Here is an 18,150-nt window from a genome sequence, read left to right as displayed (position 1 = left end):
TTAAAATGTTCTTTTTATGTTCGTAAATGTGTGTTATTATAAAAACGAACAATAACAAACATTAGCGTAGCTTGCGAGGCGAGTCTAACGCAAATAACTTTTAGGAGGCTTTTATCCAATGGAAGTACGCCATACTACGAATCCTACTGATGTGAAGCAATATGATACGGAACGTCTGCGCAGCGAGTTTTTGATCGAAAGCTTGTTTGAGCAAGATCAATTAAAAATGACATATACGCATTATGACAGAATGGTTGTAGGCGGAGCATTGCCTGTGAACGAGACGCTTGAGCTGGAGGATGCTGCAACGCTAAAAACCGAATATTTCTTGGAGCGCCGCGAGGTTGGTTTCTTGAATATTGGCGGACCTGCTTCGATTTCCGTTGATGGGGAAGTATACGAGCTGAATAAGCTCGACGTGCTTTATGTTGGCAAGGGCAAACGTCAGGTGCTGCTTTCAAGTGTCGATAAAGCGAACCCTGCGAAGCTTTATTTCTGTTCCGCGCTTGCGCATGCTGAAATTGCAACACGCAAGATGACGATGGAGGAAGCGAATCCGACTCATCTTGGTTCGCAGGAGACTTCCAATGAACGTATTCTTTATAAATATATCCACGCAGACGGCATCCAAAGCTGCCAGCTTATGCTTGGTGTAACGAGCTTGAAAACGGGAAGCGTCTGGAATACGATGCCTTCGCATGTCCATGACCGCCGCATGGAAGCATACTTATACTTCGACATGAATGATGATGCTCGCGTATTCCATATGATGGGCGAGCCTTCGCAGACGAGACATCTTGTTGTTGCCAACGACCAAGCGATTCTTTCACCGCCATGGTCGATCCACTCAGGAGTGGGCACAAGCAATTATACATTCTGCTGGTCGATGGCTGGAGAGAACTACACATTTACAGATATGGACGCCGTACCTGCAAGCGAGCTAAAATAGAAACATTCGCTACAGGGGGTGCACTATGCTTGCTGCCGAACGGCATCGTAAGATTATAGATAAATTGGAGCAGCTTGGCGCGGTTAAAGTTTCCGAGCTAAGCGAGCTGTTTCAAGTCACGGAGAAAACGGTTCGTGAAGATTTAGAGAAGCTGGAAGAGAAGGGATTGCTGAAACGGACTCATGGCGGAGCTGTGCCCCAGCATAGAGGCGAAGACAGCCTTTATCCGCTGCAATTCCCAAATAGCAAGCATCAGCGGGAGAAGGCGGCGATTGCGGAGCTTGCTCTTTCCTGCATCGAGCCTAATGATATTATTGCGCTTGATGCTGGCAGTACTACGCTCGAAATGGCAAAACGTCTGCCCAACATCCCGGTTACGGTGCTTACGAACGATCTGCTTATCATTCGGGAGCTGACTGCGAAGGACCAAGTAAGGCTTGTTATTCCTGGGGGCTACCGGCATAACAATTTGCTTATCGGCGCAGAATCGCAGGAATGGATTAAACGACTGAATGTACACAAGCTGTTTCTTTCCACAACCGGCATTCATATGGAATATGGGCTTACCATATTCACAGAAGAATTGACGAAGCTGAAGAAGCTGTATATGGAAAATGCCAAGGTCGTCTACTGCCTTGCCGATCATAACAAATTCGATAAGGGTGCACTAATAACGTTTGCCGGTTTGCATGAAATTGACTATATCATCACAGACGAAGGTATAGATGCGGACGTTGCGGCGAGGTATGAGTCACAAAATATAAAAATGATGAAAGCAGCGCTTTCGGAAAATGGGAAGCGTACTAAAGGTAGGAGCTGAGCCGATGAGTTTGTTTGATTTGACGGGTAAAACAGCTGTCGTCACAGGTGCAGGGCGCGGGCTTGGGGAAGCGATTGCGCTTGGATTAGCACGAGCGGGTGCGGATATCGCGCTTGTCACGAACCAAACGCCTGCTGACAAAACGGCAGCAGCGATAAGAGAGCTTGGACGCAAAGCGATTACAATTCAGACCGATATTGCTGACCGAACGAAGCTTGCTGGAATTGTTGATCGTACAGTTGAAGAACTGGGACGCATCGATATTTTGGTCAACAACGCGGGTATCATTCGCCGCACGCCCGCTGCAGAGCATAGCTACGAGGACTGGCAGGATGTACTCGATGTTAACTTGAATTCTGTATTTCTCCTTTCCCAGCTGGCTGGGAAACATATGATTGAACAGGGCTCAGGGAAAATTATTAACATTGCGTCGATGTTAACCTTCCAAGGCGGAATTAATGTTCCGGGCTATACGTCCAGCAAACATGCCGTTGCCGGTCTTACCAAAGCGCTTGCTAGCGAATGGGCAGCTAAAGGCTTGCAGGTAAATGCGATAGCCCCAGGCTACATGAGTACAGACAACACCGAAGCGCTTCGCGAGGATCCTGTTCGCAGTGCTCAAATTTTGCAGCGCATACCAGCGGGACGCTGGGGTACATCGCAGGATTTGATTGGACCAGCGGTGTTCCTAGCCTCTTCAGCTTCTGATTATATGAACGGCCATATTTTGGCTGTTGATGGCGGTTGGCTGGTTAGGTAATTATATAAAAAACCAATAAGGCTTTCCTTTTACAGCGCAGGCTGCTTAGAGGAGAGTCTTTTTTTGATATTATAGTGATTTCCATTGTATGGTTATTATTTTGCGTGTATAGTTATTCGTGATCCTAAAAAATGCGATCAACAACTGAAATAAGTGGAAATAGGTGCTCTTGCTGTATAGCTTGAGCTTAAAAGGGAAGTCCGGTGCAAAACCGACGCGGTCCCGCCACTGTAACAGAGGAGTCTAAGCGCTAACGCCACTGATCTTAACCGGTTGGGAAGGCAAGCTTACGATGATGATTCTGGAGCCAGGAGACCTGCCTATTTGAACGACACTGATTTTACCTACGGGAGATAGGGAGGTGTTAAGACAGAACCGCTGTTTATTAAAACGCCGGGCGTCTTTACCTTTGCTTCTTTAAGGTAACGACGCTCTTTTTTGTGCTTTTATTTCATAATAATCACATTTATTAGGAGGAAATATGAACGTGAGCAAACTGCAAAACAGTGTACTTGGATATCCGCGTATCGGCGAAAATCGGGAATGGAAAAAAGCGCTTGAAGCTTTTTGGAAAGGTGATTTGGACGAAACGATATTCCTTCAAACGCTTGAAAGCATTCGTCTAAACAACTTGAAGCTGCAAAAAGATAAAGGAATTTCGCTAATTCCTGTTAATGATTTTACGTTGTATGATCAAATGCTGGATACTGCAGCGATGTTTGGCCTTGTGCCAGATCGTTTTTCCTATGATGGAGGTCCTGTTCCCGTACAGACCTACTACGCAATGGCGAGAGGGACACAGGAAGCACAAGCCTGCGAGATGACCAAATGGTTTAATACCAACTATCACTATATCGTGCCAGAACTTGCGGGTGCTGCGCCGGTACTGACGGAAAACCGTCCGCTAATTGCGTACCGCGAAGCCAAAGAAAAGCTTGGCATTGAAGGTAAACCTGTCATTATCGGTCTATACACCTTCCTCAAGCTGTCGAAGGGCTACGATGCCAAGCAGCTTCCGCAGCTCATTGAGCAGTTTATACCGCTTTATGCTCAGCTGCTTAAGGAGCTTGAGCAAGAAGGCGTACAATGGGTGCAAATCGATGAGCCCATCCTTGTTACCTCTATCTCTGAGGAAGAGATGCAATGGGTTGAATCGATTTATGCAAGGCTGAACCAAGCAGCGCCAGCGCTTAACATAATGCTTCAAACGTATTTTGAGGCGGTTGAGCATTATGAAGCTGTAGTTGCTCTCCCGGTACAAGCGATCGGTTTGGATTTCGTTCATGGTTTGGAGCAAAACTTGAAGTCGCTGGAGCAATTTGGTTATCCGAAGGATAAGCTCGCTGGTATCGGACTTGTAGACGGACGCAACATTTGGCGCTCAGACTATAAGCAAAAGCTCGAATTGCTGCAAAAGCTTTCCGCATACATTCCAGCTGAGCGCACGATCATTCAATCGTCATGCAGCCTGCTGCATGTGCCGGTAACGGCAAAAAACGAAACCAATCTGCCAGTAGAGCTGCGTGAGGCGCTTGCATTCGCGGAAGAAAAGCTGGATGAAATTGTGTGGCTAAGTGAAACAGCGACTGTAAATGAGGCGGACATCTCAGAACTGCGCAAGCTTGAGCTTAAGCTTAACGGCGAGCGGATTCATCATTTATCCATTTCTCCTGCCCGCAATCGCCAAGCTGCTGATGCAGCAGCGATAGCGGCGCATCCTTCAACGAGGCAGAAGCCATTTGCGGAGAGACAAAAGCTGCAGCAGCAAAAGTGGAATTTGCCGTTCCTTCCAACAACAACAATCGGCAGCTTCCCGCAAACGCTGGATGTACGCCAAGCAAGGCAAAAATGGAGAAAAAACGAGCTCAGCTCGCAGGACTACGCTTCCTTTATCAACGATAAAATTAAAAATTGGATTGAAATCCAAGAAGAGCTTAACATAGACGTCCTCGTTCATGGTGAATTTGAGCGTACGGACATGGTCGAATTTTTCGGAGAGAAGCTGGATGGGTTCGCATTTACAAAAGCCGGCTGGGTTCAATCGTATGGTTCCCGCTGCGTAAAGCCGCCGGCCATTTATGGCGATGTTGTATTTACTGAGCCAATGACAGTAACCGAAAGCGTGTATGCGCAGTCGCTGACAAGCCGTCCGGTAAAAGGGATGCTGACGGGGCCGATTACGATTTTAAACTGGTCATTTGTTCGCAACGATATCACACGCGAGCAGGTCGCATACCAAATTGCGCTTGCACTCTCAGAGGAAGTAAAGGCGCTTGAGAGCGCAGGTATAGAGATGATCCAGGTTGATGAGCCAGCTTTGCGAGAAGGCTTGCCGCTTAAACGCAGTGATTGGGATGCCTATTTAAAATGGGGCGTGCATGCGTTCCGTCTATCGACTTCAGCTGTGCGTGACACAACACAAATTCATACACATATGTGTTATTGTGAGTTCCATGATATTATCGATTCCATTCTTGCGCTGGATGCGGATGTCATCTCCATTGAAACCTCGCGCAGCCATGGCGAGCTGATTCATAGCTTTGAGGAGAACACCTATGACCAAGGCATCGGCTTAGGCGTTTACGATATTCACAGCCCGCGTGTACCTTCAGTGGAAGAAATGGTCAGCATGATCGAGCGCGCCATTAAAGTGCTAGATCCTGCGCTCTTCTGGATTAATCCGGACTGCGGCTTGAAAACACGCGGAATGGAAGAAACGGTTGCTTCACTACGCAACATGATGCTGGCTACTTACCAAGTCAGAGAGCAGCGTGCTGCATTAGCGAAGGTTTAATCCCTAAATACAATAAGACAGTCCAGAACTAGGTTATCTGTTCTGGACTGCCTTTTTTTTCTTATGAACGAAATTAATCCAAAGAGATGTAGGAGACGGAACGTTGACGCAAAACAGACTCTTCATGGTCGTTGCTGTACGGGGCTGCATCGGCGGATTGTGCTAGGACATGCTTGACGGCGGAGACGAATAAGTCGAGAACGCGCCCATCCTGATCCGTTTTGTCATAGTGATACTGGTTAAGAGGTGGTAGAGGAATGCTGCCGATAAAAGACTGAAGCAGGTCGCTCCATCGTTCTAAGTCAATGAGCTCTTCTGTGTCGCTGGCAAATAGTTCACTCCAGCCGAAGCCTTGATTGCTTGTTAAACGAAGACATACGCGATGGCCTGCAGAATCGACGGCAAGAGCAGGAATGACGAATAGCTCGATTCGTGTGACAGATAAATAAGGGGTCTGTTCCGTAAAAAGATGCAGATTTCGTGCACAATTTGTCAACATATACATCTCTCCTTTATTCGCTTACGAGGTTAGCTGTCGGATTCGGGCTAGAGAGAAAGCCCTACCAGGGTTACAAATCCCTGGATTCACCCCTTGCGAATCGATCTCGATCGATCGCGATGGTTCCCCCGCTTTTTCATTCGAAAAATTCAGCGTAAATAGTTTACTCTTAATTATACCCTTCATTAACGCATCTGTAAATCAGAAGTGCTTAAAATAACGATACATAAGAGATAGCTTGTTTAAATAAAGTATGCTCTTCACGGTCATATTCACAGTTTGGAAAAGTGTAATGATTGGATTCTATATGCAAAGCAGCGGCTGCAAACAAATGAAATATACGCTCGTCCTTCATCATTGGATCTGTTTGAAAAACAAAAGGAGACGCAAGAGGAAGTGTGCCGATGAACCTTAGCAGCATACTGCTCCATCTGATCCAGTCGCAAGGCTTCTCGGATTTTTTAATAAACAGCTCACTCCAGCCATGACCATTAGCAGTGGAGAGCCTCAGGCAAACACGGTAACCATTCGATTCAAGCAAGCAAGCCGGCAGCACAAACATTTGAATTCGTTTAATTTCAAACAAGGCAGCAGGATGATTTTCCAAGCTTGGCAAAGGTACTTCAACTGGTGTAGACATCAATGAGATCTCTCCTCGATTTGAATAATTCACCGATAATACTCAGCCATATTGGCTTGCCGTCTATGGTAAACCCGAAATGCAATATTGTAAAACTGTGGTATATCGTGAAAAGGCAGCCATATGCCATATTAAAAGAAATCCATTCGTTATGGCAGTAAAAAGATATTTATTCTTCGAAATACTCGTTTATTCTCTTCCATTCTCGATTATAGAGAAATCTGATTATTCACGCATAAAATCGTTGGAAAGGGATTGAACACTATTTTTGAAAACAAGAGTAAAACTGAGAAATAGTGAGATATCGAGAGATCGAAATGAATGTAAGCGTTGCGAATCGCTCTGCAAGGCTGAAACTGGCTAAATTAGGTAGCAGACTGCCTTTACAGTATTTATAGCGAGGAGTAATATTCGATACAGGATTTATAAATAAGTTTCGATTTACTGATCGCTGAGTTTCCGTGAAAGCGGAAGCGGGGGAACCAATAATGACGCGATGCGCCTGTTCGATGTGAGAGTCGAACAAACGCAGAGCAGGGGTGAATCTTTGACAGGTGCCATGGATACCGGTCAAAGTAGGGCGACTCTCACCGCCCGAATCCGACAGCTAACCTCGTAAGCGTGGACCGAGAGAGGAATGATGAAGCTTGTGATCGATTAACTTCGACCGCAGAGTGTCATAGACCTCTGTGGTTTTTTGTGCCCAAAAAAGCTTAATTTGCTACAAAATGTAAGAAAACGCTGAGTCCTGCAGCAGCAGGAACGGGGGAACCAACGAACGATTCGTGTGTAATCACGACTTCGCTTCATGGGGTGAATCGCTTGAAAATGATCAAGCGTAGGGCAACTCTCAAGGCCCGAATCCGACAGCTAACCTCGTAAGTGTACTCGAGAGAGGCAACAGCCATCGTGCTTCCCGCGGCTTATTCTGCTGCGGGCAAAGAAGCCGCGGGAAAAGTTCCTCTTATCCCAAGGCTTCTTTTTTGTTGCCTTTTTTACCATATGGAGGAGAATTCGGTTGCAGGAAGAGCATATTATTGTTGCTGGTTTAAACGAGGCTGGCCAATCATTTATACGAACTTTGCAGTTTCATCAATTAAAATTTATCGTTTTGACAAATAGTAAACAGGAAGAAAAACAGCTTCGCAAGCAGGGCATCAGCAATGTTTTGTACATCAATACGAATGATCGTCAAAGCTGGAATGTTCCTTCGATGAACATTAGCGAGGTATTTATATTCGAGAGCAGCTTGGCGCTTAGCTGCCGCTTTGTACAGTGCTGTAGAGCTTGGACCTCAAAGTCCATTTACGTCATCACACAGCAGTGGAATCCAAGGGCTATTTACAAGGGGCTTGGAGCGGATCATATCGTATTCTCTCATACCGGTGAAGTCGGTTTTCTATTAAGCAACAAATAATGCAGGAGGGGTTTACATGCAGGATTTTTATATGTTCGGGGCGTTGTTAGCTAGCTTCGGTTTATTTTACGGATTTTTAACTTGGTGCTCCAGTGTTATTGAGAAAACAGGGGGCGAAGGCTAATGACTGTCATAGCGATAGCGGCTGTATTTGTTTTCGTTTATCTGATTTATGCTTTAATTCATCCGGAGAAGTTTTAATAGAGGGGGATTTACAAGATGGATATTTTACAATTGCTTATCGTCATTGCCGTTCTTGTATTGTTAGTTAAGCCGCTTGGTACTTACGTCTATCATGTGTTCTCAAATGAACACAATCGGTTAGACAAAGTATTCGGAGGGACGGAGCGATTTATATTTAAGCTTATTGGTCTCAAAAAAAGAGAGGGCATGAGTTGGAAGATATACGCACTCAGCTTTGTTGCAACCAATTTAATTTTAGTTGCTTTCAGCTATTTGATATTGCGGTTCCAAAATGCACTGCCGTTTAATCCAAATGGCATGGCAGCCATGGAGCCTACACTGACTTTCAATACAGTCATCAGCTTTATTACCAATACGAATCTTCAGCATTACAGCGGGGAAAGTGCCTTATCTTATTTCTCCCAAATGGCGGTCATCATGATGATGATGTTCACGTCAGCGGCGACGGGCTTCTCGGTTGCCATCGCGTTTGTTCGTGGGATTACGAGTAAAGGAACGACGATCGGCAACTTTTTCGAGGATTTTGTAAAAGCACACACAAGAATTTTTCTTCCGATTTCCTTTATTATCACGCTAGTGCTTGTCGCTCTTCAGGTGCCGCAAACACTTGATCCAACATTTACAATTAAAACGCTTGAGGGAGCCATGCAGCAAATTGCAATCGGTCCTGTAGCTTCGCTTGAATCCATCAAACATTTGGGCACAAACGGCGGCGGTTTTTTTGGAGTGAACTCGGCTCATCCATTTGAAAACCCAAATCCATTAACGAATGTGATTCAAATCTTGTCGATGTGGGCGCTGCCGGCTTCACTGCCTTATGCATTTGGGCTTTTTGCTAAAAACAAAAAGCAGGGCTGGGTTGTATTCTCCGCCATGATGTGTCTGTTTCTTGTGTTTCTAAGCCTTGCTTACACATCGGAGAAAACAGGCAATCCTGCAATGAGCGCACTAGGAATCGACGCGACTCAAGGAAGCATGGAAGGCAAGGAAGTAAGGTTCGGTATCGCGCAATCGGCACTGTTCACAACGGTAACAGCTGCTGCGACAACGGGTACCGTCAACAATATGCATGACACGCTTACACCGCTTGGCGGCTTGGTTCCGCTTGCTGAAATGATGCTTAATGTCGTCTTTGGAGGCAAGGGAGTAGGGCTTATCAATATGCTCATGTACGCCATACTAGCTGTGTTTATATGCGGGCTGATGGTCGGCCGAACGCCAGAGTTTCTGGGACGAAAAGTAGAGCCGCGAGAAATGAAACTGATAGCGATAGCGATTCTAGTTCATCCCTTCATTATATTAGTGCCCACAGCCATCGCTTTTATGACGGATTTGGGTCACGGGGCGATAACGAATCCAGGGTTTCACGGCATTAGCCAGGTGCTTTACGAATATACGTCATCGGCTGCGAATAATGGCTCCGGCTTTGAGGGATTAGGCGATAATACGCCTTTCTGGAATATTAGCACTGGACTTGTCATGCTGACCGGCCGCTATATTTCGGTGATTGCGATGCTTGCGGTTGCAGGATCTCTTGTTCGCAAGCAGCCTGTTCCAGAAACAATCGGGACGTTCCGTACAGATAATGGACTTTTCACTATATTACTAATTGGTACTGTTCTTTTAATTGGTGCATTAACCTTCTTGCCGGTCATCGTGCTTGGGCCGGTTGCAGAATATTTGACACTCCGCTAACGGATGAGGTGAACGATAATGAATAAAAATAAGAAGAATAATTTGCTGTCGGGAGACGCGGTTAAACATGCCGTTGTCGATAGCTTTGTGAAATTAAATCCAGTTACGATGATGAAAAATCCCGTTATGTTTGTTGTCGAGGTAGGGACGGTTATCGTTCTGCTGATGACTATTTTTCCAAATTACTTTAATTCTCAAGAACGCATAGGCTTTAATATTACCGTGTTTTTCATCCTGCTTTTCACGCTGCTGTTCGCAAACTTTGCTGAAGCCATTGCAGAGGGCAGAGGCAAGGCACAGGCCAATTCGCTCAAAAAATCTAAGCAGGAAATGAGCGCCAATAAGCTCGTCGGCAGCTCTATTGTAGTCGTATCATCAACGGAGCTCCGCAAAGGCGATATTTTCATCGTCTCCCAAGGTGAGATGATTCCTGGTGATGGCGAGGTCATTGAAGGGCTGGCTTCCGTAGATGAATCAGCGATTACAGGTGAATCGGCGCCAGTTATTAAAGAAGCTGGAGGAGATTTCAGCTCGGTTACAGGCGGTACAAGGGTTGTGAGTGACAAAATTAAAGTGCGCATGACGAGTGACCCCGGGGAGTCATTCATCGATCGGATGATTGCCCTTGTTGAAGGAGCGAAACGTCAGAAGACGCCTAATGAAATTGCGCTCAATACACTTTTGACTAGCTTAACGATTATTTTCTTAATTGTAGTTGTTACGTTGGCACCAATCGCTAACTATTTGGATATCCACTTAGAAATTCCAGTATTAATTGCGCTGCTTGTATGTTTGATTCCGACGACCATCGGCGGACTATTATCAGCAATCGGCATTGCTGGGATGGATAGAGTAACTCAGTTTAATGTACTGGCTATGTCAGGTAAGGCTGTTGAAGCAGCAGGCGACATTAATACGATGATTTTGGATAAAACAGGAACGATCACATTCGGCAACCGGATGGCAAGCGAGCTTGTGCCTGTCGGAGGCAGCAATCTTCAAACTTTATCGGGTTGGGCGGCTATTAGCTCGATTAAGGATGAAACGCCTGAAGGCCGTTCTGTGCTTGAATGGATGAAGAAGCAGGGCTTAAGCTATGATGCTTCACTTGCGGAAGGCGGCGAATTTATTGAATTCAAAGCAGAGACGCGAATGAGCGGTATTGATCTGGCAAACGGCCGCCGAGTTCGGAAGGGCTCTGTCGATGCGGTTCGGAAGTGGGTAGCTTCACAGGGGGGGACCATACCAACCGATTTAGAAAATATTTCGAATACGATTGCTACATTAGGCGGTACACCGCTCGCAGTAGCTGTTGATAACCAAATCTTTGGTGTTATCTATTTGAAGGATACCGTTAAGCCAGGAATGAAGGAAAGATTCGATCAGCTGCGTGAAATGGGCATCAAAACGATTATGTGTACGGGAGACAATCCGCTTACTGCAGCAACCATCGCACATGAAGCGGGAGTCGACGATTTTATTGCGGAGAGCAGGCCGGAAGATAAAATAGCTGTTATACGCCGTGAACAAGCCGAAGGAAAAATGGTTGCGATGACTGGTGACGGTACAAACGATGCTCCTGCACTTGCCCAAGCGGATGTGGGTCTTGCTATGAACAGCGGGACGATTGCTGCTAAAGAAGCTGCCAATATGGTTGATTTGGATTCGGACCCTTCCAAAATTATTGAAGTCATTGCTATCGGCAAGCAGCTGCTTATGACAAGAGGGGCACTGACGACTTTTAGTATCGCTAATGATATCGCCAAATATTTTGCAATCATTCCAGCGATGTTCATGCTTGCCATTCCCGAGATGGGCGTTCTAAATATTATGAATTTAGGCTCTCCATTGTCTGCTATACTGTCGGCGCTTATTTTTAACGCGATTATTATTCCGCTGCTTATCCCGCTTGCCATTAAAGGCGTAGCGTACAAACCGATGAGCGGAGCCAAATTGCTTAGCCGCAACGTATTCATTTATGGTCTGGGCGGTGTCATTGTTCCGTTCGTTGGCATTAAACTCATCGACTTTGCAGTGCATTTATGGATTTAATATAACCATACACGAAAGAAGGCTTACCTATATGAATGAACAAGCGAAAAACGCTTCACGATTCCAGTTGTCATCGTTAATGATACCTTTGCGAATCAGCATCATATTTATGATTATTTGCGGCATTATTTACCCGCTTGCAAGCACGGGAGCAGCTCAGCTGCTGTTCCCTAAGCAAGCGAATGGAAGCCTTATAAAGGATAGCTCTGGCCAAGTCGTTGGTTCAGAGCTGATCGGCCAAAGCTTTGTTGATCCGAAATGGTTTCAAGGACGTGTATCAAGCATTGACTATAATGCTGCCGGTTCTGGATCGAACAATTTTGGACCATCCAATCCAACTCTAATCGAAAGGACCAAAGCTTCCATTGAGGCTTGGAAGGCACAAAATCCAGATGTACCGGTTTCCCAGCTGCCGATCGCTTTAATTACGAACTCAGGCTCTGGTCTTGATCCGCATATTACGCCGCAGTCGGCTGATGTACAGATCGCAAGAATCAGCAAGCTGACCGGCGTATCGCCAGCAGAGCTTGAGCAATTGGTTAAAGCAAATACGGAAGGCCGCGATTTAGGCGTTTTCGGTGACGAACGGGTTAATGTGTTGAAGCTGAATATCGCATTGTCAAAAATGTTGGGGGAATAGCCATATGGCTCCGCTGAAAAAGAAAACGCCAGAGGAGCTGCTACTCTCCATCGCAAAGCTGCATCAAGGACGTCTGAAAATACTCATTGGAGCGGTGAGCGGTTCAGGCAAAACGTATCATATGCTGCGAGAAGGAACAGAGTTGAAGCGAGATGGCATTGATGTTGTCCTTTGCGCGGTTCCTAGGCCGCAGAGTCCGGAGACGCTTGAATTGATTGAACCTTTCGAGCGTGTGCCAAGCATCCATTGGCAGAAGGATGGTGCAGAGCAAAAGGATCTAGATCTGGATGCTTTGGTAGAGAGGGACGCTGAGGTGCTGCTCATAGATGGGCTAGCCCATCGCAATCGAGAAGATGCAAAGTTTCAAACGCGGCTAGAAGATATTATTTTTTTGCTTGGCAAGGGCATAAGCGTTATTACGACAATCAATGTGTATGAGCTCGAGGGTGTAAATCAGGCTGTTCTCAAATGGACGGGAATTCGTCCGAGCTGCACCGTTCCTGCTCATACGCTTGAGCTTGCTGATGAGGTTAGGCTAATTGATGTATCGCCTGAAACGATGCTTAAGCGGTTTGAGGATGGAACGCTTGGCGTAAAGCCAGATCCTGCAATTTCCCTGCGGGGAAATCTTGCAGTGCTGCGAGAGCTGTCGCTGCGGCTCGTCGCAGAGGGAGTCAATGAGTCGCTGGAGAAGCATCGGGAGGAGATGGGGCTCACGGGTCCGTCGGGTGCTTCCGAGCGTATTCTGGTAACTGCACAATATCATTGGAACGGCTCTTTATATGTAAGAAGAGGGCAGCAAATTGCCCGCAGGCTTAATGGAGATGTCGTAGTCGTTTCCTTTAAAGAGCCGCAAAAAAAACTGTCCAAGGAAGAGCAGGCTTTTAAAGCTTCAATAAAGAAGCTTACCGTTAAAGTAGGGGGCACATTTGAGGAGCTGCCGTTGCAAAGCCGCCGTCGTTTGCCGTCCGCTCTAGTAAGGTACGCGGAGGAGCATCAGGTTACTCGTATCGTTATGGGCCATTCCAAGCAGAGCAGATGGCAGCAGCTGAAACAGGGCTCAATTGTTGACAGCGTGCTGCGCAAGCTCAAGCAGATCGATTTATTTCTTATGGCAGACCGCTCAGAGCAAGAAGGCGAGCGGATTTTGCCTGTTAAGCAAAGAAGTGATTCGCGGAAAGCATTGTTTCGAAGGTTCAGCCCAGATGAGCGCGAGCAGCAAATGGAGTCCATGAGAAGAGGCAGCTTCAATCTGTATATCGGGGCGGCTCCTGGCGTCGGGAAAACGTATCGGATGCTTGCTGAAGCGAACATGATGTATCAGAAAGGTATAGATGTCGTTATTGGCATCGTGGAAACACATGGGCGCGAGGATACATTGAAGCAGATTGGAGATCTGCCGATTATCGCTAGGCAAACGATTCAATATCGAGGTACTCAGCTCGAAGAAATGGATGTTGAAGCGATAGTTAGCAGAAATCCCGATGTTGTGCTGGTGGATGAGTTAGCTCATACGAATGTGCCGGGCAGCTTGAGGAAGAAGCGTTATGAGGATGTCATTTATTTGCTGCAGAAGGGAATATCGGTTGTTTCGACGATGAATGTGCAGCATATTGAAAGCTTGAATGACGCCATTGAGCAGGTTACTGGCGTTCGTGTTAGAGAAACGGTACCCGATGCGATCATAAGGCTGGCAGATCAAGTAGAGCTGATCGACGTGACACCGCAAATGCTGCAGCAGCGTATGAGAGATGGGAAAATATATGCCAAAGCCAAAGTGGAACAAGCGCTTGGTGCTTTTTTCACGACGGGCAATTTAATTGCGCTGCGAGAGCTTGCCCTTCGCGAGCTTGCTGATGATGTGGATGAACGGCTTGAAGCATGGGATCGCAATCAGACGCTGCGTGGAACGCTGCGCCGAAGAGAGGTCATCTTTGTCGGCATCGATATTCTCGCGGACGCAGAGCGTCTTATTCGGCGGGGCTTCCGCATCGCGTATCGCCTGAAGGCGCAGTGGCATGTGCATCATGTGCAGGATGGCGCACCTTGGACAGACGAGGCGATCAATAAGCGTGATCTGTTGATGAAGCTGACCGAGAGGCTTGGTGGAGTATTTGAAATGTCCAAAGCGGAGAGCAGGGAGCATATTGCGGGTACACTTCTAACGGCAGCCAATCGCATCAAAGCAACGCAGCTTATCGTTGGGCAGCCTAGCAGAAAGGCGTGGTATGCAAGCTTTCGCGGCAATATCGTCCGTGAATTGCTGCAAGCCGGACGCCATATGGATATGCTCATTGTGGCAAACCGGATTACGGATAAATGTTAAAAAAAGGGATTATCTAGTCAGCGCTTAAACACCGCTGAGCAGATAATCCCTTTTATGCTGTGTAGGATGGATTAGACTTTGGTTATCGGTTCAATCCAGTCTTGAGACCACACTTGTATTTCACGGATAATCGGCTCAAGAGCAAGGCCTTTTTCCGTTAATGAATATTCTATGCGTACAGGTATTTCAGGGTAAACATGTCTATCGACAATACCTTCATTCTCAAGCTCTTTGAAACGTTCTGACAGCAATCTGCCGCTGATCGGAAGGGCGGACTGAACGGCGCAGAAGCGCTGCGGGCCGGACAAAAGCTGGAATATGATAAGGCCGGTCCAACGCTTGCTTATAAGCTCCATTCCCTTCTGAAAACGGGGACAAAGGTTAGATTGATCCATGCGCATCACCTCTTTTTACTTCTAATAAGTATAACTCCAATATCTTATTTATACAAGCACACTTGGATATTGTTAATTACTTGACTATCTTTAGTTATAAAATTATAATTAGTTACAAATAGTAAGTGAATTTAAGGAGGTACCGCAATGAATCCTTTATTTCTAGCGCATGGATCACCGATGCTCGCTGTCGAGCAAAATGAATATAGCGAATTTCTGAAACAAACAGGCGCGAGTCTAAAGCCGGATGCGATCGTTATTTTCACGGCGCATTGGGAGACGGACATCGTTACGATTTCATCCAAGGATGATGAATATGAAACGATTTATGACTTTTATGGTTTTCCTGATGAGCTTTATCAGATCAAATATGCTGCTAAAGGCTCAGTAAGAGTCGCTGAGCATGTTGGCCATTTGCTGAGCGAAAATAATATTCAGGTAGCATATGATAATGAAAGAGGACTGGATCATGGCTCATGGACGATGCTGAAGCATATGTTCCCGAAGGCAGATATTCCTGTCGTGCAGATTTCTGTAAATCCATATCGTGCTCCGGAGGAGCAGTTCCGAATTGGCGAGGCGCTGCGAAGCTTAAGCTCACAAAATATTTTGCTCATAGGCAGCGGCGTGACCGTTCATAATCTTCGTGCTGTAAACTGGGGACAGAAGGAGCCGGAGAGCTGGGCTGTACAGTTTGATGATTGGCTAATAGAAAAAATGAATAAGCACGATACAAATTCGCTATTTCAGTATGAACAGCTTGCTCCACATGCTAAAATGGCAGTACCCCGTGCAGAACATTTTGTTCCATTATATATAGCTTTAGGAAGCGGCAGCCCAGAGTCAGCTCCAAAGGTCATTTATCGAAGCTATGAATTTGGTACGCTAAGCTACTTATGCATGCAATTTTAATTGCGTATACTTTTAGAGAAGGTGAACTAGCATGATTAAACCTAATATAGCAGCACTTATTAAAAACAAACTAAAACGAACGCAAAGCGGCAATGATGACATTTATGTGATCGGTCCTGTGAAGCTTCCCGTCGACCTTGACGGAGAAACTAAGATTTTTCATTGGTATAGCTGGCTCCGCAAAGAAGCAGGCGAGGAGCTGTCTCCCGAGCAGCTCGTTGATGATTTAAATCGTTTCTCTTATGCGGATCTGCAGCAATCAAGCGTTCTCGTATATGGCGATTTTGAAAATAATGAAGACGCGCTAATTCGGATGCACAGCATCTGTCATACAGGCGATATCTTCGGAAGCGCAAGATGTGATTGCGGCTTTCAGTTAAAGCAATCGATGCGGATCATAATAGAGCACGGCACGGGGGCGCTCTTTTATTTAGCCAATCATGAGGGCCGTGGAATCGGTTTGTTCAGTAAAGCGATTGCCTACTTGCTTCAAGAGGATGGGCTCGATACGGTTGATGCGAATACAGAGCTTGGTTTCGCAGATGATTCACGCGATTATAGTGATGCAATTGCTGTACTGAAGCTGCTGCGTAAGCACCCGGTATCGATCATTACCAACAATCCGCGGAAAGTGGATGCACTGCGCAAATCGGGTATGAACGTGGCGGGAAGAGTCCCATTATGGGGCAATTCCTCTACTTATAATGAAAAATATATCCAAACAAAAATGAAGCGATCGGGTCATTATGGACAAGAGCCTCATACGCTTGTTAAATAATTTATTTGTGAAAGCAGCCAAAGAAGCCGGTTTCTACGTTAATTCGTTGAGACGGCTTTTTTGTCTGAACATTGGTCATAATAGTCAAAGTAGATGTCCTATCGCTGACCTAGAAGGTGTTTGCAGAGTAGACAAAACTGCTTCTAAATTAACCATAAAACGACAAAATTATTTTGCGTTCCTCTTTCTTTTCAAGTATGATGAGATAAAATGAACTCATGTTCACATCAAAGGAGTAACAAAGCATGCAATCAAAAACAAGCCACTGTAAAATTGTTGACTGCACGATCCGTGATGGCGGACTCGTAAATAATTGGGATTTTAGTGTCGAGTTCGTTCAGCATTTGTACCAAAGCTTGAACGAAGCCGGCGTCGATTATATGGAAATCGGCTACAAAAACTCTCCAAAACTGCTTAAGGGTGCTGAAAGTGCAGGACCTTGGCGTTTTCTAAATGATGATTTCTTGAAAAAAGTCATCCCTAACAAAGGAAATACGAAGCTTTCCGCACTTGTTGATATCGGTCGAGTTGACGAGAACGACATTTTGCCGCGCAGCGAGAGCTTGCTTGATCTGATTCGCGTTGCTTGCTACATCCAAGATGTAGATAAAGCGCTTGAGCTGGTTAAAGTATTCCATGATCGCGGATATGAAACGACAATTAACATTATGGCTCTCTCTAACGTAATGGAGAACCAGCTTATTGAAGCTTTCCAGCTTATCAATGAGAGCGTTGTTGACGTTGTTTACGTCGTTGACTCCTACGGCAGCTTGAAGCCAAGCGATATGAGCTACCTCGTTGACAAGTTCCGTCAGCATTTGCCTAACAAACGTCTAGGCGTTCACGCACACAACAATTTGCAGCTTGCATTTGCTAACACGCTGCTAGCAGCAGAACATGGCGTTGAGCTGCTTGATGCATCTGTTTATGGCATGGGCCGCGCAGCGGGCAACTGCAACACGGAGCTATTGGTATCTGAGCTTCAAAACACGAAATATAACATCCGTCCTGTCCTTGATATGATCGAGAAGTATATGGTTCCGCTTCGCGAGAAGGAAGAATGGGGTTACATCATTCCTTACATGATTACAGGTATTTTGGATGAGCATCCACGTTCCGCTATGGCGCTTCGTGATTCTGCAGACAAAGATAAAGGCGTAGAGTTTTATGATCGCCTTACAACGCCTGAAATTGCTCACGGCAAATAATAATAAATCAAAAGAAGCTAAGGCAAGTCATTAACATGACTTATCTTAGCTTCTTTTTTTG

At 45.9% G+C, this 18,150-nt stretch carries 16 protein-coding genes and 4 riboswitches; of the genes, 13 read left to right on the top strand and 3 right to left on the bottom strand.

Annotated elements, in window-relative coordinates:
- Positions 1-118: 118 nt before the first annotated feature.
- The 4 genes from kduI (at position 119) to metE (ending at position 5,323) form a co-directional block, all read left to right on the top strand.
- Positions 119-949, top strand: coding sequence for a 5-dehydro-4-deoxy-D-glucuronate isomerase (kduI, locus tag AC1DPK_RS03880; RefSeq protein ID WP_076267940.1), 831 nt, complete (start codon positions 119-121; stop codon positions 947-949).
- A gap of 25 nt (positions 950-974) precedes the next feature.
- The gene (locus tag AC1DPK_RS03875) at positions 975-1,769 is read left to right on the top strand and encodes a DeoR/GlpR family DNA-binding transcription regulator (protein ID WP_430057569.1); all 795 of its coding nucleotides are present in this window, start codon (positions 975-977) and stop codon (positions 1,767-1,769) included.
- 4 nt (positions 1,770-1,773) lie between these two features.
- The gene (gene kduD, locus AC1DPK_RS03870) at positions 1,774-2,529 is read left to right on the top strand and encodes a 2-dehydro-3-deoxy-D-gluconate 5-dehydrogenase KduD (protein WP_339207638.1); all 756 of its coding nucleotides are present in this window, start codon (positions 1,774-1,776) and stop codon (positions 2,527-2,529) included.
- 144 nt (positions 2,530-2,673) lie between these two features.
- Positions 2,674-2,867: riboswitch (cobalamin riboswitch) on the top strand.
- Positions 2,868-3,016: 149 nt separating this feature from the next.
- Positions 3,017-5,323: a 5-methyltetrahydropteroyltriglutamate--homocysteine S-methyltransferase gene (gene metE / locus AC1DPK_RS03865; protein WP_477509386.1), complete on the top strand. Its 2,307-nt coding sequence runs from the start codon at positions 3,017-3,019 to the stop codon at positions 5,321-5,323.
- 73 nt (positions 5,324-5,396) lie between these two features.
- Here metE and AC1DPK_RS03860 read toward each other — a convergent pair whose 3' ends face one another.
- Positions 5,397-5,822, bottom strand: a complete 426-nt coding sequence (locus AC1DPK_RS03860) for a hypothetical protein (RefSeq protein ID WP_076267937.1) — start codon at positions 5,820-5,822, stop codon at positions 5,397-5,399.
- Between the two features lie 3 nt (positions 5,823-5,825).
- A riboswitch (cyclic di-AMP (ydaO/yuaA leader) is annotated at positions 5,826-5,987 on the bottom strand.
- Between the two features lie 46 nt (positions 5,988-6,033).
- Positions 6,034-6,462 (bottom strand): hypothetical protein, encoded by a 429-nt coding sequence (locus AC1DPK_RS03855; RefSeq protein ID WP_477509385.1) that lies wholly within the window; start codon positions 6,460-6,462, stop codon positions 6,034-6,036.
- Between the two features lie 439 nt (positions 6,463-6,901).
- Positions 6,902-7,100: riboswitch (cyclic di-AMP (ydaO/yuaA leader) on the top strand.
- 91 nt (positions 7,101-7,191) lie between these two features.
- Positions 7,192-7,362, top strand: a riboswitch (cyclic di-AMP (ydaO/yuaA leader).
- 118 nt (positions 7,363-7,480) lie between these two features.
- Between AC1DPK_RS03855 and AC1DPK_RS03850 the strand changes: the two genes are divergently transcribed.
- The 6 genes from AC1DPK_RS03850 to AC1DPK_RS03825 all read left to right on the top strand — a co-directional run bounded on the left by AC1DPK_RS03850 (position 7,481) and on the right by AC1DPK_RS03825 (position 14,796).
- Positions 7,481-7,879, top strand: coding sequence for an NAD-binding protein (locus AC1DPK_RS03850; RefSeq protein WP_441879092.1), 399 nt, complete (start codon positions 7,481-7,483; stop codon positions 7,877-7,879).
- Between the two features lie 123 nt (positions 7,880-8,002).
- Positions 8,003-8,080, top strand: coding sequence for a K(+)-transporting ATPase subunit F (kdpF, locus tag AC1DPK_RS03845; RefSeq protein WP_076268070.1), 78 nt, complete (start codon positions 8,003-8,005; stop codon positions 8,078-8,080).
- Positions 8,081-8,098: 18 nt separating this feature from the next.
- Positions 8,099-9,778 carry a potassium-transporting ATPase subunit KdpA gene (gene kdpA / locus AC1DPK_RS03840; protein WP_441879090.1) on the top strand — a complete coding sequence of 560 codons (1,680 nt, stop codon included), beginning with the start codon at positions 8,099-8,101 and terminating at the stop codon, positions 9,776-9,778.
- Positions 9,779-9,796: 18 nt separating this feature from the next.
- The gene (gene kdpB / locus AC1DPK_RS03835) at positions 9,797-11,830 is read left to right on the top strand and encodes a potassium-transporting ATPase subunit KdpB (RefSeq protein ID WP_477509384.1); all 2,034 of its coding nucleotides are present in this window, start codon (positions 9,797-9,799) and stop codon (positions 11,828-11,830) included.
- Positions 11,831-11,861: 31 nt separating this feature from the next.
- Positions 11,862-12,470, top strand: coding sequence for a potassium-transporting ATPase subunit KdpC (kdpC, locus tag AC1DPK_RS03830; protein ID WP_477509383.1), 609 nt, complete (start codon positions 11,862-11,864; stop codon positions 12,468-12,470).
- 4 nt (positions 12,471-12,474) lie between these two features.
- The gene (locus AC1DPK_RS03825) at positions 12,475-14,796 is read left to right on the top strand and encodes a histidine kinase (RefSeq protein WP_477509382.1); all 2,322 of its coding nucleotides are present in this window, start codon (positions 12,475-12,477) and stop codon (positions 14,794-14,796) included.
- Positions 14,797-14,867: 71 nt separating this feature from the next.
- On the opposite strand, the gene AC1DPK_RS03820 is transcribed toward AC1DPK_RS03825, so the two are convergent.
- A complete protein-coding gene (locus tag AC1DPK_RS03820) occupies positions 14,868-15,191 on the bottom strand; it encodes a winged helix-turn-helix transcriptional regulator (RefSeq protein WP_076267930.1) in 324 nt (107 codons plus the stop codon).
- 147 nt (positions 15,192-15,338) lie between these two features.
- Between AC1DPK_RS03820 and AC1DPK_RS03815 the strand changes: the two genes are divergently transcribed.
- From AC1DPK_RS03815 to AC1DPK_RS03805, 3 genes are all read left to right on the top strand, one after another.
- Positions 15,339-16,103: a DODA-type extradiol aromatic ring-opening family dioxygenase gene (locus tag AC1DPK_RS03815; RefSeq protein WP_477509381.1), complete on the top strand. Its 765-nt coding sequence runs from the start codon at positions 15,339-15,341 to the stop codon at positions 16,101-16,103.
- Between the two features lie 31 nt (positions 16,104-16,134).
- Positions 16,135-16,881: a GTP cyclohydrolase II gene (locus AC1DPK_RS03810; protein ID WP_477509380.1), complete on the top strand. Its 747-nt coding sequence runs from the start codon at positions 16,135-16,137 to the stop codon at positions 16,879-16,881.
- A gap of 245 nt (positions 16,882-17,126) precedes the next feature.
- Positions 17,127-18,089 (top strand): aldolase catalytic domain-containing protein, encoded by a 963-nt coding sequence (locus AC1DPK_RS03805; protein WP_441879082.1) that lies wholly within the window; start codon positions 17,127-17,129, stop codon positions 18,087-18,089.
- Positions 18,090-18,150 lie beyond the last annotated feature (61 nt).

Source organism: Paenibacillus sp. 01T424, assembly GCF_056398745.1.
This window is presented reverse-complemented; position numbering and strand designations above follow the sequence as displayed.

Bases quoted from the DNA above. Each gene is read 5' to 3' on its own strand.
- kduD (WP_339207638.1), top strand. From the start codon at position 1,774: ATGAGTTTGTTTGATTTGACGGGTAAAACAGCTGTCGTCACAGGTGCA.
- AC1DPK_RS03810 (WP_477509380.1), top strand. From the start codon at position 16,135: ATGATTAAACCTAATATAGCAGCACTTATTAAAAACAAACTAAAACGA.
- kdpC (WP_477509383.1), top strand. From the start codon at position 11,862: ATGAATGAACAAGCGAAAAACGCTTCACGATTCCAGTTGTCATCGTTA.
- AC1DPK_RS03875 (WP_430057569.1), top strand. From the start codon at position 975: ATGCTTGCTGCCGAACGGCATCGTAAGATTATAGATAAATTGGAGCAG.
- AC1DPK_RS03815 (WP_477509381.1), top strand. From the start codon at position 15,339: ATGAATCCTTTATTTCTAGCGCATGGATCACCGATGCTCGCTGTCGAG.
- kdpA (WP_441879090.1), top strand. From the start codon at position 8,099: ATGGATATTTTACAATTGCTTATCGTCATTGCCGTTCTTGTATTGTTA.
- kdpB (WP_477509384.1), top strand. From the start codon at position 9,797: ATGAATAAAAATAAGAAGAATAATTTGCTGTCGGGAGACGCGGTTAAA.
- AC1DPK_RS03855 (WP_477509385.1), bottom strand. From the start codon at position 6,462: ATGTCTACACCAGTTGAAGTACCTTTGCCAAGCTTGGAAAATCATCCT.
- kduI (WP_076267940.1), top strand. From the start codon at position 119: ATGGAAGTACGCCATACTACGAATCCTACTGATGTGAAGCAATATGAT.
- AC1DPK_RS03820 (WP_076267930.1), bottom strand. From the start codon at position 15,191: ATGGATCAATCTAACCTTTGTCCCCGTTTTCAGAAGGGAATGGAGCTT.
- AC1DPK_RS03860 (WP_076267937.1), bottom strand. From the start codon at position 5,822: ATGTTGACAAATTGTGCACGAAATCTGCATCTTTTTACGGAACAGACC.
- kdpF (WP_076268070.1), top strand. From the start codon at position 8,003: ATGACTGTCATAGCGATAGCGGCTGTATTTGTTTTCGTTTATCTGATT.
- AC1DPK_RS03805 (WP_441879082.1), top strand. From the start codon at position 17,127: ATGCAATCAAAAACAAGCCACTGTAAAATTGTTGACTGCACGATCCGT.
- AC1DPK_RS03825 (WP_477509382.1), top strand. From the start codon at position 12,475: ATGGCTCCGCTGAAAAAGAAAACGCCAGAGGAGCTGCTACTCTCCATC.